This is a genomic window from Wenzhouxiangella indolica (assembly GCF_042310355.1).
Taxonomy (GTDB): Bacteria; Pseudomonadota; Gammaproteobacteria; order Xanthomonadales; family Wenzhouxiangellaceae; genus Wenzhouxiangella.
Window position 1 is genome coordinate 295,333 of the sequence record NZ_JBHJMR010000002.1, and the last position, 16,278, is coordinate 311,610.

Annotated in this window: 15 protein-coding genes; 10 read left to right on the top strand and 5 right to left on the bottom strand. The window is 66.7% G+C overall.

Translation table 11 applies throughout. The annotated features are described in order from the left end of the window. The first annotated feature begins 38 nt into the window (after positions 1 to 38). The 7 genes from ACDC67_RS04390 to ACDC67_RS04420 all read left to right on the top strand — a co-directional run bounded on the left by ACDC67_RS04390 (position 39) and on the right by ACDC67_RS04420 (position 5,554). On the top strand, positions 39 to 1,415 hold the full coding sequence (locus tag ACDC67_RS04390; protein WP_376690930.1) for a class II fumarate hydratase: 1,377 nt from the start codon (positions 39 to 41) through the stop codon (positions 1,413 to 1,415). A 20-nt stretch (positions 1,416 to 1,435) separates the two neighbouring features. Next, the gene (greB, locus tag ACDC67_RS04395) at positions 1,436 to 1,897 is read left to right on the top strand and encodes a transcription elongation factor GreB (RefSeq protein ID WP_376691179.1); all 462 of its coding nucleotides are present in this window, start codon (positions 1,436 to 1,438) and stop codon (positions 1,895 to 1,897) included. 155 nt (positions 1,898 to 2,052) lie between these two features. After that, complete coding sequence (locus ACDC67_RS04400) at positions 2,053 to 2,535, top strand: Hsp20 family protein (protein ID WP_376690931.1); 483 nt, start codon at positions 2,053 to 2,055, stop codon at positions 2,533 to 2,535. A gap of 77 nt (positions 2,536 to 2,612) precedes the next feature. After that, on the top strand, positions 2,613 to 3,377 hold the full coding sequence (locus ACDC67_RS04405; protein ID WP_376690932.1) for a lysophospholipid acyltransferase family protein: 765 nt from the start codon (positions 2,613 to 2,615) through the stop codon (positions 3,375 to 3,377). Then, a complete protein-coding gene (locus ACDC67_RS04410; protein ID WP_376690934.1) occupies positions 3,377 to 4,090 on the top strand; it encodes a rhomboid family intramembrane serine protease in 714 nt (237 codons plus the stop codon). Before ACDC67_RS04405 ends, ACDC67_RS04410 begins: the two co-directional genes overlap by 1 nt. Before the next feature lie 25 nt (positions 4,091 to 4,115). Further along, positions 4,116 to 4,685 carry an SRPBCC family protein gene (locus tag ACDC67_RS04415; protein WP_376690935.1) on the top strand — a complete coding sequence of 190 codons (570 nt, stop codon included), beginning with the start codon at positions 4,116 to 4,118 and terminating at the stop codon, positions 4,683 to 4,685. Next, positions 4,682 to 5,554, top strand: a complete 873-nt coding sequence (locus ACDC67_RS04420; RefSeq protein WP_376690937.1) for a DUF2520 domain-containing protein — start codon at positions 4,682 to 4,684, stop codon at positions 5,552 to 5,554. The genes ACDC67_RS04415 and ACDC67_RS04420 overlap by 4 nt, the downstream gene beginning before the upstream one ends. Here ACDC67_RS04420 and aat read toward each other — a convergent pair. The 3 genes from aat to trxB are packed head-to-tail and all read right to left on the bottom strand — an operon-like array spanning position 5,541 to position 8,348. Then, positions 5,541 to 6,272 carry a leucyl/phenylalanyl-tRNA--protein transferase gene (gene aat, locus ACDC67_RS04425; RefSeq protein WP_376690938.1) on the bottom strand — a complete coding sequence of 244 codons (732 nt, stop codon included), beginning with the start codon at positions 6,270 to 6,272 and terminating at the stop codon, positions 5,541 to 5,543. The genes ACDC67_RS04420 and aat overlap by 14 nt on opposite strands. Next, a complete protein-coding gene (locus tag ACDC67_RS04430) occupies positions 6,269 to 7,411 on the bottom strand; it encodes a GNAT family N-acetyltransferase (RefSeq protein ID WP_376690940.1) in 1,143 nt (380 codons plus the stop codon). The genes aat and ACDC67_RS04430 overlap by 4 nt, the downstream gene beginning before the upstream one ends. Then, a complete protein-coding gene (gene trxB / locus ACDC67_RS04435) occupies positions 7,392 to 8,348 on the bottom strand; it encodes a thioredoxin-disulfide reductase (RefSeq protein ID WP_376690942.1) in 957 nt (318 codons plus the stop codon). The genes ACDC67_RS04430 and trxB overlap by 20 nt, the downstream gene beginning before the upstream one ends. A gap of 141 nt (positions 8,349 to 8,489) precedes the next feature. Between trxB and ald the strand changes: the two genes are divergently transcribed. The 3 genes from ald (at position 8,490) to lolA (ending at position 12,566) form a co-directional block, all read left to right on the top strand. Further along, positions 8,490 to 9,551: an alanine dehydrogenase gene (gene ald, locus ACDC67_RS04440; protein ID WP_376690944.1), complete on the top strand. Its 1,062-nt coding sequence runs from the start codon at positions 8,490 to 8,492 to the stop codon at positions 9,549 to 9,551. 89 nt (positions 9,552 to 9,640) lie between these two features. Then, the gene (locus tag ACDC67_RS04445; RefSeq protein WP_376691181.1) at positions 9,641 to 11,896 is read left to right on the top strand and encodes a DNA translocase FtsK; all 2,256 of its coding nucleotides are present in this window, start codon (positions 9,641 to 9,643) and stop codon (positions 11,894 to 11,896) included. 67 nt (positions 11,897 to 11,963) lie between these two features. Next, positions 11,964 to 12,566 carry an outer membrane lipoprotein chaperone LolA gene (gene lolA / locus ACDC67_RS04450; protein ID WP_376690945.1) on the top strand — a complete coding sequence of 201 codons (603 nt, stop codon included), beginning with the start codon at positions 11,964 to 11,966 and terminating at the stop codon, positions 12,564 to 12,566. Here lolA and ACDC67_RS04455 read toward each other — a convergent pair. Continuing rightward, positions 12,560 to 15,757: a reprolysin-like metallopeptidase gene (locus tag ACDC67_RS04455; RefSeq protein ID WP_376690947.1), complete on the bottom strand. Its 3,198-nt coding sequence runs from the start codon at positions 15,755 to 15,757 to the stop codon at positions 12,560 to 12,562. The two genes, lolA and ACDC67_RS04455, sit on opposite strands and share 7 nt — an antisense overlap. Continuing rightward, positions 15,754 to 16,248 (bottom strand): DUF4124 domain-containing protein, encoded by a 495-nt coding sequence (locus ACDC67_RS04460; protein WP_376690949.1) that lies wholly within the window; start codon positions 16,246 to 16,248, stop codon positions 15,754 to 15,756. The genes ACDC67_RS04455 and ACDC67_RS04460 overlap by 4 nt, the downstream gene beginning before the upstream one ends. Between the last annotated feature and the right edge of the window lie 30 nt (positions 16,249 to 16,278).

Consider the following 16,278-nt stretch of genomic DNA (forward strand, 5'->3'; position numbering starts at 1 on the left):
TTGACGGATTAGCATCGCAGCAAACTGGACCCGAAGTCATGAGCGAATACCGTATCGAAAAAGACAGCATGGGCGAGTTGCAAGTGCCCGCCGATGCCCTCTGGGGTGCGCAAACCCAGCGCGCCGTCAACAATTTCCCGATCAGCGGGCAGCGCATGCCGGCGCCGTTCATTCGTGCCCTGGGCCTGATCAAGGCGGCCTGCGCAAAGGCCAACGAGGAGCTTGAACTGCTCGATGCCGACCGTGCGCGGGCGATTGTCCGGGCGGCTGCCAGGGTGGCGGGCAACGAAGTGGACGATCATTTTCCCGTCGACGTCTATCAGACCGGCTCGGGAACGAGTTCGAACATGAACGCCAACGAGGTGATCGCCCACCTCGCCGCTGCCGACGGCCAGTCGGACGTGCATCCCAACGACCACGTCAACATGGGCCAGAGTTCCAACGACGTGATCCCCACGGCCATCCAGGTGAGCGCCTGCCTGATGGCGGCCGAGCACCTGCTGCCGTCCCTGCACCATCTGCACACGACCTTGCGCAAGCGCTCGCAGGCCCTGGCCGGGGTGGCAAAGACCGGTCGCACGCACCTGATGGACGCCATGCCGGTCACCCTCGGTCAGGAGCTCGAAACCTGGGCCGCACAGATCGCCAGCGCCGAACAGCGCATTCGCGACGCGCTCTCGCGCATGCGCTACCTGCCCCAGGGCGGTACGGCCGTGGGCACCGGCATCAATGCGCACGAGGAATTCGGTCAGCGCTTCGCCGCGCGTCTGGCCAGGGCCACGGGTTTCGAGTTCGCCTCGGCCGACAACAAGTTCGAGGGCATTGCCAGCCAGGATGCCGCGGTGGAGCTTTCGGGCCAGCTCAAGACACTGGCCGTGGCCCTGATGAAGATGGCCAACGATCTGCGCTGGATGAACTCCGGTCCGCTCGCCGGCCTGGGCGAGATCGAGCTCGAGGCCCTGCAGCCGGGCAGCTCGATCATGCCGGGCAAGGTCAACCCGGTGATCCCCGAAGCGGTCTGCATGGTGGCCGCTCGCGTGATCGGCAACGACAGCACCATCACCGTGGCCGGTCAGTCGGGCAATTTCCAGCTCAACGTCATGCTGCCGGTGGTCGCCGCCAGCCTGCTCGACAGTCTCGATATTCTCGGCAATGCCTCGCGCCTGCTCGCCGACCGGGCGATCGCCAGCTTCAAGGTGCGCGAGGACAATCTCGACGAGGCGCTGTCGCGCAATCCCATCCTGGTGACGGCCCTCAATCCCGTCATCGGCTACGAAAAGGGTGCGGCGGCGGCCAAGAAGGCCTATGCCGAAGGCCGCCCCATTCTCGATGTGGCCGCCGAGATGACCGATCTCTCGCGCGAAGAGCTCGAGGCCCTGCTCGACCCGGTCAAGCTCACGCGCGGAGGGCTCTAGTCCTGGCATACAGCCCCTACATCACGCCGGACGGCCACCGACAGCTTCAGGACGAGCTCAAGTACCTGTGGGAGAAAAAGCGCCCGAAGGTCACCCGGGCGCTGACGGCCGCGGCGGCCGAGGGCGATCGCTCGGAGAACGCCGAGTACATCTACCGCAAGAAACAGCTCAGGGAAATCGATCGGCGCGTTCGCTACCTGCGAAAGCGCCTCGACGAAGTCAGGCCGGTGCCGCCGCGCAGCGACAACCCGGGCAAGGTGTTCTTCGGAGCCACCGTGACCCTGGCCGAGGACGACGGCAGCGAAGTGCGCTACCGCATCGTGGGCGCCGACGAGACCGACGCCGGGCGGGGCTGGATCTCGGTCGATTCCCCCGTCGCCCGTGCGCTGCTGGGCAAGGCGGTGGGCGAGGAGGTGAGCGTGCACACGCCCACCGGCGATCGGCTCCTCGAGGTGGTCGCCGTCGACTACGGGGTACACTAGGCCCGCGCAAGTCGCCTTCGCTTCCCCTTGAAACCGCCCCCGCTGATACCTATTTCTATTGACGAGATCGCCGCAAGGGATCTCACCGAGCCCGGCCTGAGACAGGCGGGCAAACAACCGAAACACACCGATTGCTTCACTAGGAGGATACGGTTATGACCACATTCGATCTTTCACCCCTGTACCGCACGGCTATCGGCTTCGACCGCATGGCCGACATGCTTTCGAACGCGCAGCGCGTCGACAGCAACGGCTATCCGCCCTACAACATCGAGTCGCTCGGCGAGGACAACTACCGCATTACCATGGCGGTGGCCGGCTTCAGCCGCGACGAACTCGATATCGTGTCCGAGCAGAACACGCTGACCGTCTCCGGCAGCAAGTCCGATTCCGCCGAGGACAAGGACGGCGAGCGCGAGTTTCTCTATCGCGGGATCGCCAATCGTTCCTTCGAGCGGCGTTTCCAGCTGGCCGACCACGTCAAGGTGGTGGGCGCCGATCTGGAAAACGGTCTGCTGCACATCGAGCTGCAGCGCGAGTTGCCGGAACGGATGAAGCCGCGCAAGATCGAGATCGGCAGCGGCGATGATAGCCGCGTGATCGAGAACCAGGAGCAGAAGTCCGCGCAGGCGGCCTGAGCCCTGTCGCTCGCAGCCGTGATCGACACGGACAGGGGCGTCTTCGGGCGCCCCTTTTTTGTGTAGCATTGGCGCTCATGAGCACTTCCGACTCGACCCAACAGCCGGCGTGGCTGAATCTCTACCCGCTTTACCAGTGGCTGGTCTACATTCCCCTGGTGGCGCTGACCACACTGCTCGGCGCCTTGCTCGCCGTGCCGGTGGCGTTGCTGCTGTCCCCGCGCCTGGCCAACCTGTGGGTTGCGGTGACCTGGGGGCGCGTTCTGACCTGCCTGGCGCCCGTTCGCGTCGTCGTCGACGGGCTCGATCAGATCGACCCCGGACGAAGCTACGTTGTCGTGGCCAATCACCAGAGCCAGTTCGATATTCCGGTGGTCTACGGCTGGATCGGCCTGGACCTGCGCTGGGTCGCCAAGGCCGAACTCAGCCGCATTCCCTTTGTGGCGGCCGGATGTCGCGCCATCGGGCACATCTTCATCGATCGGGCCGATCCCGACCAGGCCCGGACGGCCATCAACCGCGCCGTTGGCCGACTCAAATCGGGTACCGGCCTGATGTTCTTCGCCGAGGGAACCCGGAGCCGCACGGGTGAGCTGCTGCCGTTCAAGAAGGGCGCCTTCCGGGTGGCCGTCGACCAGCAGCTGCCGATTCTGCCGGTGACGATCATCGGCACCCGCGATATCCTGCCGGCGAAGAGCCTTCGCATCCGGCCCGGTCGCGTCCGGCTGGTGATCCACCCGCCGCAGGAAACCGTCGGGCTGGGCACGGGCGAGATCGGGCAGTTGCAGCGCCGATGCCATGCCCTGGTCGCCGGCGCTCTGCCGCAGGGCAGCGCTTCCTGATGCACCTGCATCGTCCCGATCCCGAGTACGCCGGCTCGGAACGCGCGCGCCGCAATTTCTGGCTGGCCATGCGTCTGACCGCGGGATTCGTGGCCGTGATGTGGGCGGTGTTCCTGTTCGACAGCCTCGCGGCCCTGGACCTGGCGCGTTTCGGACTGCGCCCGCGCGAGGGCGTGGGCCTGCTGGGCCTGGCCACCACGCCGCTGCTGCACGCGCATCTGGGTCACATCGCTTCGAACACCGTGCCCCTGTTCATCGGCGGCGTGGCGATGCTGTTCCTGTATCCCAACTCGGCGCTCAAGGCGTTGCCGATCATGTATGTCGGAAGCGCCGCCGTCGCCTGGGTCTTCGGGCGTCCGAGCCTGCATATCGGTGCCAGTGGACTGGTCTATGCCATCCTTGCCTTCGTCTTCGTTTCCGGCATTCTCAAGCGCGATCTGCGGTCGGTGGGCGTGTCGCTGCTGGTCTGGTTTCTCTACGGTTCGATGATCTGGGGGGCGCTGCCGATCGACAATTCGACCAGCTGGGAGCTGCACACCAGCGGCATGATCATCGGCGTGATTCTCGCCTTCGTCTTCCGCAACCAGGATCTGCCGCCGGTCAAGCGCTACGATTGGGAGTGGGACGAGGAATTCGAGGAGCCCTTCGACGATCCTTTCGATGATTCGTCCGACGATCCCGACGAAGCCGGCCGCAACGAGCGCTGGCCGTGACGAGGAATTATCCAAGCGAGCAAGCATGATCAGAAAACTTTTCGGAATACTGCTGGCCTTGATCGTGGCACTGATCGTCATCGGCTTCCTGCTGCCGACGACGGTCACGGTCGAGCGCGAGCGGGTGGTCGAGCATTCGCACGATGTCGTGTTCGAAGTGCTCGGGGATCTTCGGCACTTTACCCAGTGGGCGCCCTGGCTCGGTCGGCACGAGGCAATGACCTGGCGGCTCGAGGGGCCGGCTGAGGGCGTCGGCGCCACGCTGGTGTGGAAGGAAACACCCGAGGCCGAAGCCAGTCGCCTCTGGATCGTCGGCGTAGAGCGTCCGCGGCGTGTCGACATGAAACTCGAGCTCGGTGGCAACGAGGCCGACAGCTGGTTCGAGGTCAGCGATGGCGAGGGCGGTCGCGTGGTTCGCTGGGGCATGCGCATCGAGTTCGGTGCTCTCGACCTGGTGGGCCGCTACGTCGGGCTGATGCTGCCGGGACTGGTCGGCCGTGATTACCGGGAAGGCCTCGAACGCCTCGACGAGTACCTCGCGCGTTCCCCGGGGCGCGTTCCGGCGCTGCCCGAAGACCTGGCCGGCGGAGAATGAGCGGGCAACCGCGGCTGCACGTGCTCGGCTGCGGGCGGGCCGCGGTCGCGGTCGCTCGTCGCCTGATCGACACCGGGCGTGCGCGCCCGGGCCTGATCGTCAACCGCAGCGTCGAGAGCGCTCGCCGGGCGGCGGCATTCATCGGCGGCGGCGAAGCGGCCGCGCAGTTGGACGCGCGCATCGCCGGCGACTGGCTGATGCTGGGGCTGCCCGACGGCGTTCTGGTTGACTCGCTCGAAGACCTGGTGGGTGATCTTGCCGCGCCGCCGGGGCTGGTCTTTCACCTGTCGGGCTCGGTCGAGGCGGCGGTGCTGAGAATTGCCGGCGCGCCGGTCGCGGCCGTGCATCCCGTTCGCGCCTTTTCCGACCCCGAACACGCTGCCGCGCATTTTGCCGGGACCTGGTGCGTGGCCGAGGGCGATGACGCTGCGCTGGAGGTGCTGCGCCCGGTATTCGAGGCCGCCGGCGGCCGCTGGCTGGCCTTTGCCGCCCGGGACAAGGCGGCCTGGCATGCGGCGACCGTGGCGGCCAGCAATTTCCTCGTCACGACACAGGCGCTGGCGCGCGAGCTGGCCGACCAGGCCGGCCTGCCCGAGGCGCAGGCGGCCGAGGTCCTGTGCGACCTGCAGCTGGGTACGCTCGAGGGCCTTCGCGAACGCTCGCCGCGCGAGGTCCTGACCGGTCCGATCGAGCGCGGCGACGAGGCGGCATGCCGGCGCCTGTTGACGGCCGCCGCAGGGCTGAATGAACGTCAGCTCCGGCTGTTTTCCGAGCTGGGCCTGGCCACCCTCGACCTGGCGCAGGTAAAACGTGGTGAACGCGCTGGCGACCGCGCGCTGGCGGCGTTGTTCGCGCCTACCAGCGACTGAAGTCGATGCGCCCGATCGCCCGGGCCCAGTCGTCGACCGCCGCCGCTTCGGCCACACCGCGGGCGAGGGCGGCCTGGAACAGGTCGCCGGAGAGCATGCTTACGCCCAGGCGCTCGAGGTGGGGGTTCCACAGCTGGCAGTCGCAGAGGATGAAGTTCCATTCGCCCAGGGCGCGCATCAGCACCGCAAGCGCGATCTTTGAGGCGTCGCGCTGCCGGTGGAACTTGGATTCGGCAAAGAAGATGCGACCGATCGAGACCCCGTAGAGACCGCCGATGAGCGCATCGCTGTCGATGTCGCGGATTTCGATGCTGTGGGCATGGCCCATGGCGTGGAGCCTGCCGTAGGCGGCGCGCATCTCGGGCGTGATCCAGGTGCCGTCCTGCGCGTCGCGCGGTTCGGCGCAGGCGGCGACAACCGCGTCGAAGGCCTGGTCGGCGCCGACCCGATAGCGCCCCTGGCGCAGCGTTCGCTTGAATCGGCGCGACAGGTGCATGCCGCCGGGCAGCATGACCGCGCGCGGTTCCGGCGACCACCACAGCACGGGTCCCGGCGCCTCGTACCAGGGGAAGATTCCCTGGCGGTAGGCGGCCAGGAGCCGGGTCGGATGGAGGTCGCCGCCCCAGGCCAGCAGGCCGTCTTCGCGCGGATTCGCCAGCGGATCGGGGAACGGGCTTTCGGGCGCGTCACCCAGGCGGGGGATGGGAGATTGCATCATGCCTGCTTGAAGGGGTTGAACTGCTCGAGTTGCTCGCGGCGGCGCTCGAGAAAGCCGGCTTCCGCCTGCAGCCAGTGCCGGATGCCTTCGCGCAACCCCGGGTGACGGATGTAGTGGAACGACCGTGTTCTGCGCGGCAGGAAGCCGCGCCGGATCTTGTGCTCGCCCTGGGCGCCGGGTTCGAACCACTCCAGGCCTTTGGCGATGCAGTAGTCGATGCCCTGGTAGTAGCAGGTTTCGAAGTGCACGTCGCGGGTCTCGACCAGGCTTCCCCAGTAGCGTCCGTAGAGCCGCTTGCCGTCGCGCCAGAACACCGCGCAGGCCAGGTCCTCGCCGCCGTGGCTGGCGATGCACACCAGAAAGTCGCTGCCGAAGCGCGCCGCGGCCCGCTCGAAGAAGTCGCGGTTGAGCGAGGGCAGGTTGCCGTAGAGGGCGAAGGTGGTCTGGTAGCAGCGATCGACCAGCGCGAGTTCCGTCGGCTCGAGCTCGTTGCCGTCGCGCCAGCGAAAGCGCCAGCCTTCCTCGTGGACGCGCCGTCGCTCGGCGCGGATATTCTTGCGCGGCTTGCGCTTGAGCTGTTCGAGGAAGTGGTCGAAGTCACGGTAGCCGTCGTTCTGCCAGTGATACTGCCAGTCGAAGCGCTCCAGCCAGCCGGCCTCTCGCAGCACGGCCGCGTCGGCGGGGGCGCAGAAGTTGACGCCCCCCGACCACAGGTCGAGCTCCTCGACCAGCGATTCCATGCGCCGAACCAGCCCGAGCGCGGCCTGCGGGTCTCGTTCGCTGCCGAGCAGGCGGGGGCCGGTTACCGGGGTGAAGGGGGCCGCGACGAGCAGCTTGGGATACCAGGGCATTCCAGCCTGTTGCGAGGCCTGGGCCCAGGCGAAGTCGAAGACGAACTCGCCGTGGGAGTGATCCTTCAGCCAGGCCGGCGCCGCGCACGCCATCCGGCCGTTACCAGTTTCGGTCATCGCCAGGGGGCGCCAGCCCGACAGCGCGCCGGTACAGCCGGTTTCCTCGGCGCTGGCGAGGAAACGCCAGTCGGCGAACGGCCCGGTTTTACACAGACCGTTCCAGTCCGCCTCGTCGAGGGTCGAGAACGGCCGCTCGATTTCCAGCGAATCAGTCCTGTTGCTCGTCAAGATAGCGTTCGGCGTCCAGCGCGGCCATGCAGCCGAATCCGGCCGAGGTCACCGCCTGCCGGTAGACGTGGTCGGCCACGTCGCCGGCGGCGAACACCCCCGGCACGGAGGTAGCCGTGGCCATGCCGTCCTGGCCGGTCGTGATGTGGATGTATCCGTCGCTCATTTTCAGCTGGCCGTCGAAGATCTTCGTGTTGGGATCGTGCCCGATGGCGATGAAGACCCCGTCGAGCTCGATGTCGCCGGTCTCGTCGCTGCTGACGTGCTTGATGCGCATGCCGGTCACGCCATCGTCGTCGCCGAGCACTTCGTCGAGAACGTGGTTCCAGCGGATCTCGACCTTGCCTTCGGCTTCCTTCTGGAACAGCCGCTCCTGCAGGATCTTCTCGGCGCGCAACTCTTCACGGCGGTGCACGAGGGTGACCTTGCTGGCGATATTGGCCAGGTAAAGGGCCTCTTCGACTGCCGTGTTGCCGCCGCCGATGACCGCCACGGGCTTGCCGCGGTAGAAGAAGCCGTCGCAGGTGGCGCAGGCCGACACGCCGCGCCCCTTGAAGGCTTCCTCCGACGGCAGCCCCAGGTAACGGGCCGAAGCGCCGGTGGCGATGATCAGGGCATCGCAGGTGTAGACGCCGCTGTCGCCTTCGAGCCGGTAGGGCTTGCTCGACAGGTCCGCCGTGTGGATATGGTCGAAGATGATCTCGGTGTCGAAGGCCTCGGCGTGGGCCCCCATCTGTTGCATCAGCTCCGGACCCTGCAGGTCGGGGTAGCTGCCGGGCCAGTTCTCCACGTCGGTGGTGGTGGTCAGCTGACCGCCCTGTTCGATACCCGTGATCACCGCCGGGCTCAGGTTGGCGCGGGCGGCATAGATGGCCGCGGTGTAGCCGGCAGGACCGGATCCGAGAATCAGCAGGCGGAAATGGCGGGGGTCGGACATGTATAATTTCTCCGTTCAAGAGCCGGGCGCATCAAAGGCACAGACGTGAGGTCGCCCGCCTCGCAATCCAAGGCGGGCCGATCGTCGATCGGTCCTTTTATTTTGGCAGTTTATTTTGGCACTTCTGAAGGAGCTTGAAGGATGCGAATCGGAATTCCCCGCGAGATTAAGACCCTGGAAGGGCGCGTGGCCCTGGTACCGGCGGCCTGCGGTGACCTGGTCCAGGCCGGGCACGAGGTCTTCATCGAGGCCGGGGCGGGCAGCAAGAGCGGTTTTTCCGACGAGGACTTCCAGCAGGTCGGCGTCGAGGTTTTGCCCGACGCCGCGGCGCTCTACGGCAAGGCCGAGTTGCTGGTCAAGGTCAAAGAGCCGATCGAGGGTGACCTGCAGCACCTGCGCTCCGATCACTTGCTGTTCTGCTACCTGCATCTGGCGGCCGAGCCGAAGCTGACCGAGCGCCTGCTCGAGATCGGCCTGACCGGCGTCGCCTTCGAGACGGTCGAGGAGGCCGACGGCTCCCTGCCGCTGCTCGCTCCCATGAGCAATATCGCCGGCCGGATCGGTGTGCAGGTGGGCACGCACCTGCTGCATCAGCCCGAGGGCGGGCGCGGCGTTCTGCTGGGCGGTCTGCCGGCCGCCGACCGCGGCCACGTCGTGGTGCTCGGTGCCGGCGCGGCTGGCGGCAACTCCGCCCGCCTGGCGGCCTCGTCCGGGGCGCGCGTGACCGTCTTCGACAAGCGCCAGGATCGCCTGGCCGAGATGATGGCCATCGGCCCCAACGTCACCGCCCTGTACCCCTACGGAGAGACCGTGGCCGAGTTTGTCTCCAAGGCCGATCTGGTCATCGGCGCGGTGCTGGTCACCGGCGCGCGTGCGCCGCACGTGATCTCGCGCGAGATGATCGCGTCGATGAACGAGGGCGCGGTCGTGGTCGATATTTCGGTCGACCAGGGCGGCTGCGTGGAGACCACGCGCCCGACCACCTACGCCGACCCGACCTACCAGGTCGACGGCGTGACGCATTTCGCCGTTACCAACATGCCCGGTGCCGTGCCGCGCACGTCCAGCCAGGCATTGTCGGCGGCCATCCTGCCCTACGTGCAGCATATGGCCCGGCCGGACTGGGAAGGCGTCAAGGCGCTTTCGCGCGGCGTTAACCTGCGCGGTGGCGAGCTTGTGCATCCGGCCCTGAAACAAGCATAATCAAGTAATTGGGAAATATAATTGATGCAGGTTAGAAGGTGAGTCAGCGCGCGAAAAAGAGCGATACGGTCGATCAGTCCGCGCTGGCCATGAGACGGCGCCTGTCCGAGGCGCTGTTCCTGCTCATCCTCGTCGCTGCCGTCTACCTGTTGCTGTGCCTGGTCAGCCACGATCCGTCGGATCCCGGCTGGTCGCGATCGTCGGCCGGTTCCGAGATCGACAATCTCGGTGGTGCTTTCGGCGCCTGGCTGGCCGATCTGTTCCTGGTGCTGTTCGGCTACATGGCCTATATCGCGCCCCTGCTGATCGGTTTTGCCGGCTTCCGGGTCCTGAGCGAACGCGGCGAGCCGGCCGGCCTGGCCGAGTGGTCGGTGCGCACCGGTGGTCTGCTGCTGGCGGTTCTGACCGGCTGCATGCTGCTGTCGATGCAGGCGTTTGAGGCCGGCACGCATCCCGGCGGCGGGGTGATCGGAGACGTGCTCTCCGCGCCCATGATGTCCACGCTCGGGCTGACCGGCGGGGTGCTGATCAGCCTGAGCATCTTCCTCGGCGGCATCACGCTGTTTACCGGCCTGTCCTGGATCGACGCGGTCGATCGCACCGGCCGGTTTGCGCTGGCCGCGTTCGCCTGGTCGATCAAGAAGATCGCGCTGGGACGCGACTGGATCGCCGGGCGCCGGGCCCGGGCCGAACGCGAAGAGGTGCGCAAGCGGGACTCGATCAAGCGCAAGTCGCGCAAGGAAGTGCGCATCGAGCCGCGGGTGGAGCCCAAGCTGAGCAAGCCGGCCGAGAAGAAGGCGCGCCAGCAGCCGCTGTTCAAGAATCTCTCTCCGGGCGAACTGCCGCCGCTGGAGCTGCTCGACGAGGCGCCGACCAAGCGGGCCGGGTACTCCGAGGAAGCGCTCAAGGCGATGAGTCGCCAGGTCGAGCTCAAGCTGGCCGACTTCGGCGTCGAGGTCGAAGTGGTTGCCGTCCACCCGGGGCCGGTGATCACACGCTTTGAACTGCAGCCGGCTCCCGGCGTGAAGGGTGCGCAGGTCTCCAATCTTTCCAAGGACCTGGCGCGGGGACTGAGCGTGATCTCCGTGCGCGTGGTTGACGTGATTCCGGGCAAGAGCGTCATCGGCCTGGAGATTCCCAACCAGAATCGCGAGATCGTCTACCTGCGCGAGATCCTGGCCTCGGAAGCCTACGCGCGCTCGGGCTCGCCACTGACCCTGGGCCTGGGCAAGAGCATCGCGGGCAAGCCCCTGGTCGCCGACCTTTCGCGCATGCCGCACCTGCTGGTCGCCGGCACGACCGGTTCGGGCAAGTCGGTGGCGATCAACGCCATGATCCTGAGCCTGCTCTACAAGGCCACGCCCGACCAGGTTCGCGTGATCATGATCGACCCCAAGATGCTGGAGTTGTCGGTCTACGAGGGTATCCAGCACCTGCTCACGCCGGTGGTAACCGACATGAAGGATGCCGCCAACGCCTTGCGCTGGTGCGTGGCCGAAATGGAACGTCGTTACAAGTTGATGGCCTCGTTGGGGGTTCGCAACCTGTCCGGCTACAACCGCAAGATCAAGGAGGCGGCCGACAAGGGGCAGCCGATCCCCGATCCCTTCGTCGATCCCTCGCAGCTGGCCGAGGGCGAGGAACCGCCCCGGCTGGAGATGCTGCCCTACATCGTGGTGGTGGTCGATGAATTCGCCGACCTGATGATGATCGTGGGCAAGAAGATCGAGCAGCTGATCGCCCGGCTGGCGCAGAAGGCGCGTGCCTCGGGCATCCACCTGATCCTGGCCACCCAGCGACCGTCGGTGGACGTGATCACCGGCCTGATCAAGGCCAATATCCCCACGCGCATGGCTTTCCAGGTGTCGTCGCGGGTCGATTCGCGCACCATTCTCGACCAGCAGGGTGCCGAGCAGCTGCTCGGTCACGGCGACATGCTCTACCTGCCGCCGGGTTCGGGATTGCCCGAGCGCATACACGGTGCGTTCGTCGACGACCACGAAGTGCACGCCGTGGTCGAGTCGCTCAAGCAGCAGGGCCCGGCGGACTATCTCGACGAGGTGCTGGCCGATACCCAGACCATGGCGGACGGCCAGCAGATCGGCGCAACCGGCCTGCCCGAGGGCGGCAGCGGCGATTCCGAAGATGAACTCTACGACAAGGCGGTCGCCTACGTGCTGGAAAGTCGCCGGGCCTCGATCTCGAGCGTTCAGCGTCAGCTCAGGATCGGCTACAACCGGGCCGCGCGCCTGGTCGAGGACATGGAGGCCCAGGGCGTGGTCAGCCCGCCCGAGCATAACGGCCAGCGCGAGGTGCTCGCGCCCAAGCCGCCGCCGCGCGACTGAGTCAGCCGCGGTTCAGTGCACCCGGTGCACACTCGCACTTCAACCCTCCCAAAGGAGCAATCGCGACATGATCATGGACTGGCTGGCCGCCCTCTTGCTGGCGGTATCGACATCCGGCGCGCCGCAGGACGGTCGTGCCCAGCTCGACGCCTTTGCCGAGGGTCTCGAAACACTCTCCGGCCGCTTCGAGCAGGTCACCGTCGACGCGGACGGCCGGGTCACTGAAGAATCGTCCGGCGCGCTGTATTTCTCGCGGCCCGACCGCTTCCGCTGGAGCTACGACGAGCCTTTTCCGCAGGAAATCGTCGCCGACGGCGAACAGTTGTGGCACTACGACGTCTCGCTCGAGCAGGTGACCGTGCGCGAGCAGCCGTCTGCCGCCGAGTCGCCCCTGCTGGTGCTGACGCGTCCCGAGTTGCTGGATCGCTTCTACCGGGTCACCCACTCGGGCGAGGACTCGATCGAGTTCGAGCCGCTCGAGGAGGGCAGCGATATCGTGGAAGGAACGCTCTACTTTCGTGGGGGAATGCCGCGGCAGCTGGAGCTCGAAGACAGCTTCGGCCAGGTCACGCGGCTCGACCTGATGGACCTCGAGCGCAACCCCGAGCTCGAGTCGGAGACTTTCAGCTTCTCGGTGCCTGAAGGCGTCGACTTGCTCGAGGGCTACTGAGCTCGGAAACTTTCCGGGTCGCAGTCCAGCCCGTCCAGCCGCGTCAGGCGCTCGGGCGCCAGCTGACCTTGCCCGAACTCCGGGAGCAGGGAGTCGTAGCTGCCGCTGGCTTCGTTGCAGTTGTCGAAAACGAACTCGAGCCGCCCCCATGGGCGGCGTTCGACATCGTCGGCATCGAAGTCGCCGCCGAAGCGCGTACCGCCGGTCAGGGCCAGTTCCTCGAACAGGAGGCGATTGCCGTCCAGGCGGCCCTCGCCGACCACCCAGGCCTGCTCGCCGTTTTCGTCGTAGGTGAACCACGCGGTAAAGACCCGGCTCTCGCCCAGCTCCTGGAAGAACCAGCCCTGGCCGCTTAGGTCCGTGTCGCTCCAATGGCCGCTGATGCCAGGGGCAGCCTCGCTGGGTGACTTCGGGGCGCTGCCGCAGGGCAGGCCTTCGATGGTAAGCAGGCGAACAAAATCGAGCTCGCCGGAAGATTCGAACAGCGGGCTGTCGTAGCTCGCCCGACCGTGGTCACAGTGGCCGAATTCCAGCGTCAGCGTTCCCCAGGGCAACAGGCTGATGTTGCCGTCCTCGATCGGCGCATCGGGGTCGACCAGTCGCGTTGCCAGCATGTCGTCGAAGACGATGCGACCGCCGCTGATCTCGCCCACGCCGATCACCCAGGCCTGCTCGGCGCTTTCGGCGTTCGCCGGGGGATAGGTAAACCAGCTGATCGCGGCCTGATGCTCGTCGAGTACTTCCAGAAGCCAGCCTTCGCCCGAGCGCGAGGGGACGAAATAGTGGCCGCTGTGTCCCGGCCCCACCTGGTCGAGAACCGGGACGACGGCGAGGCTCTGCGGGGAATCGAGCGGGCCGGACCCCGTATCCGCCACGGTATCGATGTAGGCCCCGGTCTCGCCGTCGAAGCGCAGCACCGCGTGACTGTTCCGGCTGGCGACGAACAGATCACCGCTCGGACCGAAGGCCACCGCGCGCGCGAAATCAAGCCCGCCGCGGCCGGCGGCGACGAACTCGTCGACGAATGTTCGTTGCACCGGATCGAAACGCAGCACATTGTTGCCGCTGCCGTTGGCCACGTACAGCAGCTTGTCGGGGCCGATCACCATGTCGCGGGGGTCGCTCAGGCCACCGTTGCCCGCAGTGGCGACATCGACCTCGCGCAGGCCCCGGGGCAGGGAGAAGCTCATGATGCGGTTCTCGCCGCCCTCGGCGACAAGCAATCGCTCGTTGCTCTCGGCCGCGGCTCGCAGCGGCAGGGCCAGGGTGTCGTCCCAGGCGCTTGGCTCGTCGGTGGGCTCGGGGTCGGTCAGCGGGTTCAGGTGCTCGCCTTGGCGATCGTAGACTTCGATCGCCCGGTCGCCCAGCACCACGAGCCGGTCGTCGCCGAGCCACTGCAGGGCGCGCGGAAACGAACTCTGAAGCGTGCGCGGCTCGGGCAGTTGCGAATCGAGATACACGTCGATCAGCCGGCCGCTGAGCCGGTCGAATCTGCGCACGTCTTCCGAAGCGAGCAGGTACAGACGGCCCTCATCGTCGACGAGCATGTCCGAGTGCTCGGTCAACACCGGACCCCGGTTGACCGGCTCGGGAGCGGCGACCACGCCGCGGAAGCGCCCGTCCAGTCCCCAGGAAAGCACCCGGTCGTTACCGCTGCTGACGACCAGCAGCTCCCAGTCGTCGTCGTTCTCGGGCGTCCTCTGTCGCCGCGGCGAGAACATCAGCTCGGGAGCTGGCTCAGGCGGCCCGGCGCCGTTGTAGGGGTCGAAGGGGTGGGCGTCATCGCGGTCGGGGATCCCGTCGTCGTCCTGATCGTTCTGTGAGACATCCGGATGGTCGGTCGTGGTCGCCTGGCCGCCGAAGTAGCCAGCGACCAGTGAAGCGAGGCCGTTCATGTGGCCGGCATTGTCGGCTCGATCGCCGGGCGTGGTCGAGCCGCAGGGTTCGCCGGCACACCGGATCGACGGGTTGGAGTAGATATCGAGCCGGTGGTAGCGATCGACGTGGCCGGTAGCGAAGCTGCCCATGACGGTGTGCCAGCGGCCGGAATGCGTCCAGGCGAAATTCCGGGCCTGCGGATCCGTCGATCCATACGCACTGCGCTGGTGCCCGGCGCCGAGGTTGTGCCCGAGTTCATGGGCGAAGACGGCATCCGAACAGACCGACCAGTTGCTTCGGCCGTCGTTGGCGATATGAACGCCCAACTCCCTTCGGGGTTGCCCGTCGTCGTCGGTCTGGGGAAAGTACGCCATACCGCAGGAACCGCGGGTTTCGATGTCGTGCGGCCAGGTCAGGATGACCAGGTCGGCGCGATGTTGCCTGCGCTTCTCGGACAGGGTGGACAAGCCCGGCACGGGATCGTCGGCGGCTGCGTCACGCATGTCGGCCAGGGCCATGTTGTTGGCCTGATGACGATCGTAGCGGGTCTGTTCGTGATGGACGAGGCGTACCTGGGCCGATACGCGGGAGTCGACCAGCGCCTGGTTGGCGATGGCCACCAGGTGATTGAGCCGTGTATCCAGTAATCCGTCGGGATATCGCTCCGACATCTCGGGGGTGTGCAGGAACATCACGTCGATCAGCGTCATGGCCTCGTCGTCGTGCCCGGAGGTTTCCGCCGGCGGCTGAGCGGTCTTGCCGGGTGGCTCCATTCTGGCGGAGTCGGCGGCGAGGGCGTCCTCGCCGAACTGGTCGACCTCGAAATCGGGGTTCGACAGATCGAGTAGCCAGCTGCCGCGGTGATCGGTGGCTACCTGCAAAACGGCCTGGTCGGTTCGGATGCGCGCGAACACCCCGGCCCGGCCGACGGTGACCAGGGCGCGATGCCCGGTTCGGTCTTCTCCCACCAGGCTGATGTCGCCGTTGGCGTGCTCGTGGACGGTGCTCACCGCGGCATCAAAAGTCCCGCCGCCGGGCAAGGGCAGCGCCATCCGCCGGGGCGTGGATCGGGAAAGCCCGGTCGGCACGAGTGGAATCTCTTCGTCGTCCAGCCTGGAGGCGTCGACCCCTGCGGTGCGATCGGAACCGGTCGCGGACTCGATTCTCCAGGGAATGAAAGGCTCGGGAAGGGTTCGCTCGTTGCTGGCTTCGGGCGCCGATTCTTCGAGGCGACCGGACGGCGATGAATCGAGTCCGGACAGCACCAGCGACAAGCCGAGCAAGAGGGCCAGGAATGCCAGCGCCCGGCTCATTTTCGACGCCCTTCGTCTCTGCGGCGGATCGAGGGCTCGTACCGCCAGCCATCCCGTCTCGTGCCGAGCATCGGACCGGATAGCGGAGAGTAGCGATCGTTGTCGGCGATGTTGGGCGGCGGTCCGTCCGGTCTCTTGAGGCGCCCTTTATCCGTCCTGTGCCGACTTACCGGCCATGGAACGTATACGGTTTGGGCCTTCTCCGGAGCCGTCTGTCGGGGCGTCGGTGTCTGCTGTTCGGCCCGGGCCCGACGGGCCAGTCGTTCCCGCCGCTCACGGATGAAAACCCGGGCGGCCTCGGCCAGGGCAGGGAGGTTTTCATCGGGTGCGATGAAACTGACGCCATCCCCGCTGCTGTGCGGTGCCGAATCGGGGCCGCAGGGACGATCGGAGAAGGCAACCACGCCGTCGGCCTCGCAACGATAGATCTGGGCCGAGGCGTCAACCGCGATCAGCAAGGTGATGATCGCCAGCGTGACTTGGTATTTCATGGCCTCTCTCCCGGCTAATGCCGCGGCAAA

Excerpts from the sequence above, each read along its gene's own strand:
- ACDC67_RS04390 (WP_376690930.1), top strand. The coding sequence starts at position 39 with ATGAGCGAATACCGTATCGAAAAAGACAGCATGGGCGAGTTGCAAGTG.
- ACDC67_RS04400 (WP_376690931.1), top strand. The coding sequence starts at position 2,053 with ATGACCACATTCGATCTTTCACCCCTGTACCGCACGGCTATCGGCTTC.
- ACDC67_RS04405 (WP_376690932.1), top strand. The coding sequence starts at position 2,613 with ATGAGCACTTCCGACTCGACCCAACAGCCGGCGTGGCTGAATCTCTAC.
- ACDC67_RS04410 (WP_376690934.1), top strand. The coding sequence starts at position 3,377 with ATGCACCTGCATCGTCCCGATCCCGAGTACGCCGGCTCGGAACGCGCG.
- ACDC67_RS04415 (WP_376690935.1), top strand. The coding sequence starts at position 4,116 with ATGATCAGAAAACTTTTCGGAATACTGCTGGCCTTGATCGTGGCACTG.
- ACDC67_RS04420 (WP_376690937.1), top strand. The coding sequence starts at position 4,682 with ATGAGCGGGCAACCGCGGCTGCACGTGCTCGGCTGCGGGCGGGCCGCG.
- aat (WP_376690938.1), bottom strand. The coding sequence starts at position 6,272 with ATGATGCAATCTCCCATCCCCCGCCTGGGTGACGCGCCCGAAAGCCCG.
- trxB (WP_376690942.1), bottom strand. The coding sequence starts at position 8,348 with ATGTCCGACCCCCGCCATTTCCGCCTGCTGATTCTCGGATCCGGTCCT.
- ald (WP_376690944.1), top strand. The coding sequence starts at position 8,490 with ATGCGAATCGGAATTCCCCGCGAGATTAAGACCCTGGAAGGGCGCGTG.
- ACDC67_RS04445 (WP_376691181.1), top strand. The coding sequence starts at position 9,641 with ATGAGACGGCGCCTGTCCGAGGCGCTGTTCCTGCTCATCCTCGTCGCT.
- lolA (WP_376690945.1), top strand. The coding sequence starts at position 11,964 with ATGATCATGGACTGGCTGGCCGCCCTCTTGCTGGCGGTATCGACATCC.
- ACDC67_RS04455 (WP_376690947.1), bottom strand. The coding sequence starts at position 15,757 with ATGAGCCGGGCGCTGGCATTCCTGGCCCTCTTGCTCGGCTTGTCGCTG.
- ACDC67_RS04460 (WP_376690949.1), bottom strand. The coding sequence starts at position 16,248 with ATGAAATACCAAGTCACGCTGGCGATCATCACCTTGCTGATCGCGGTT.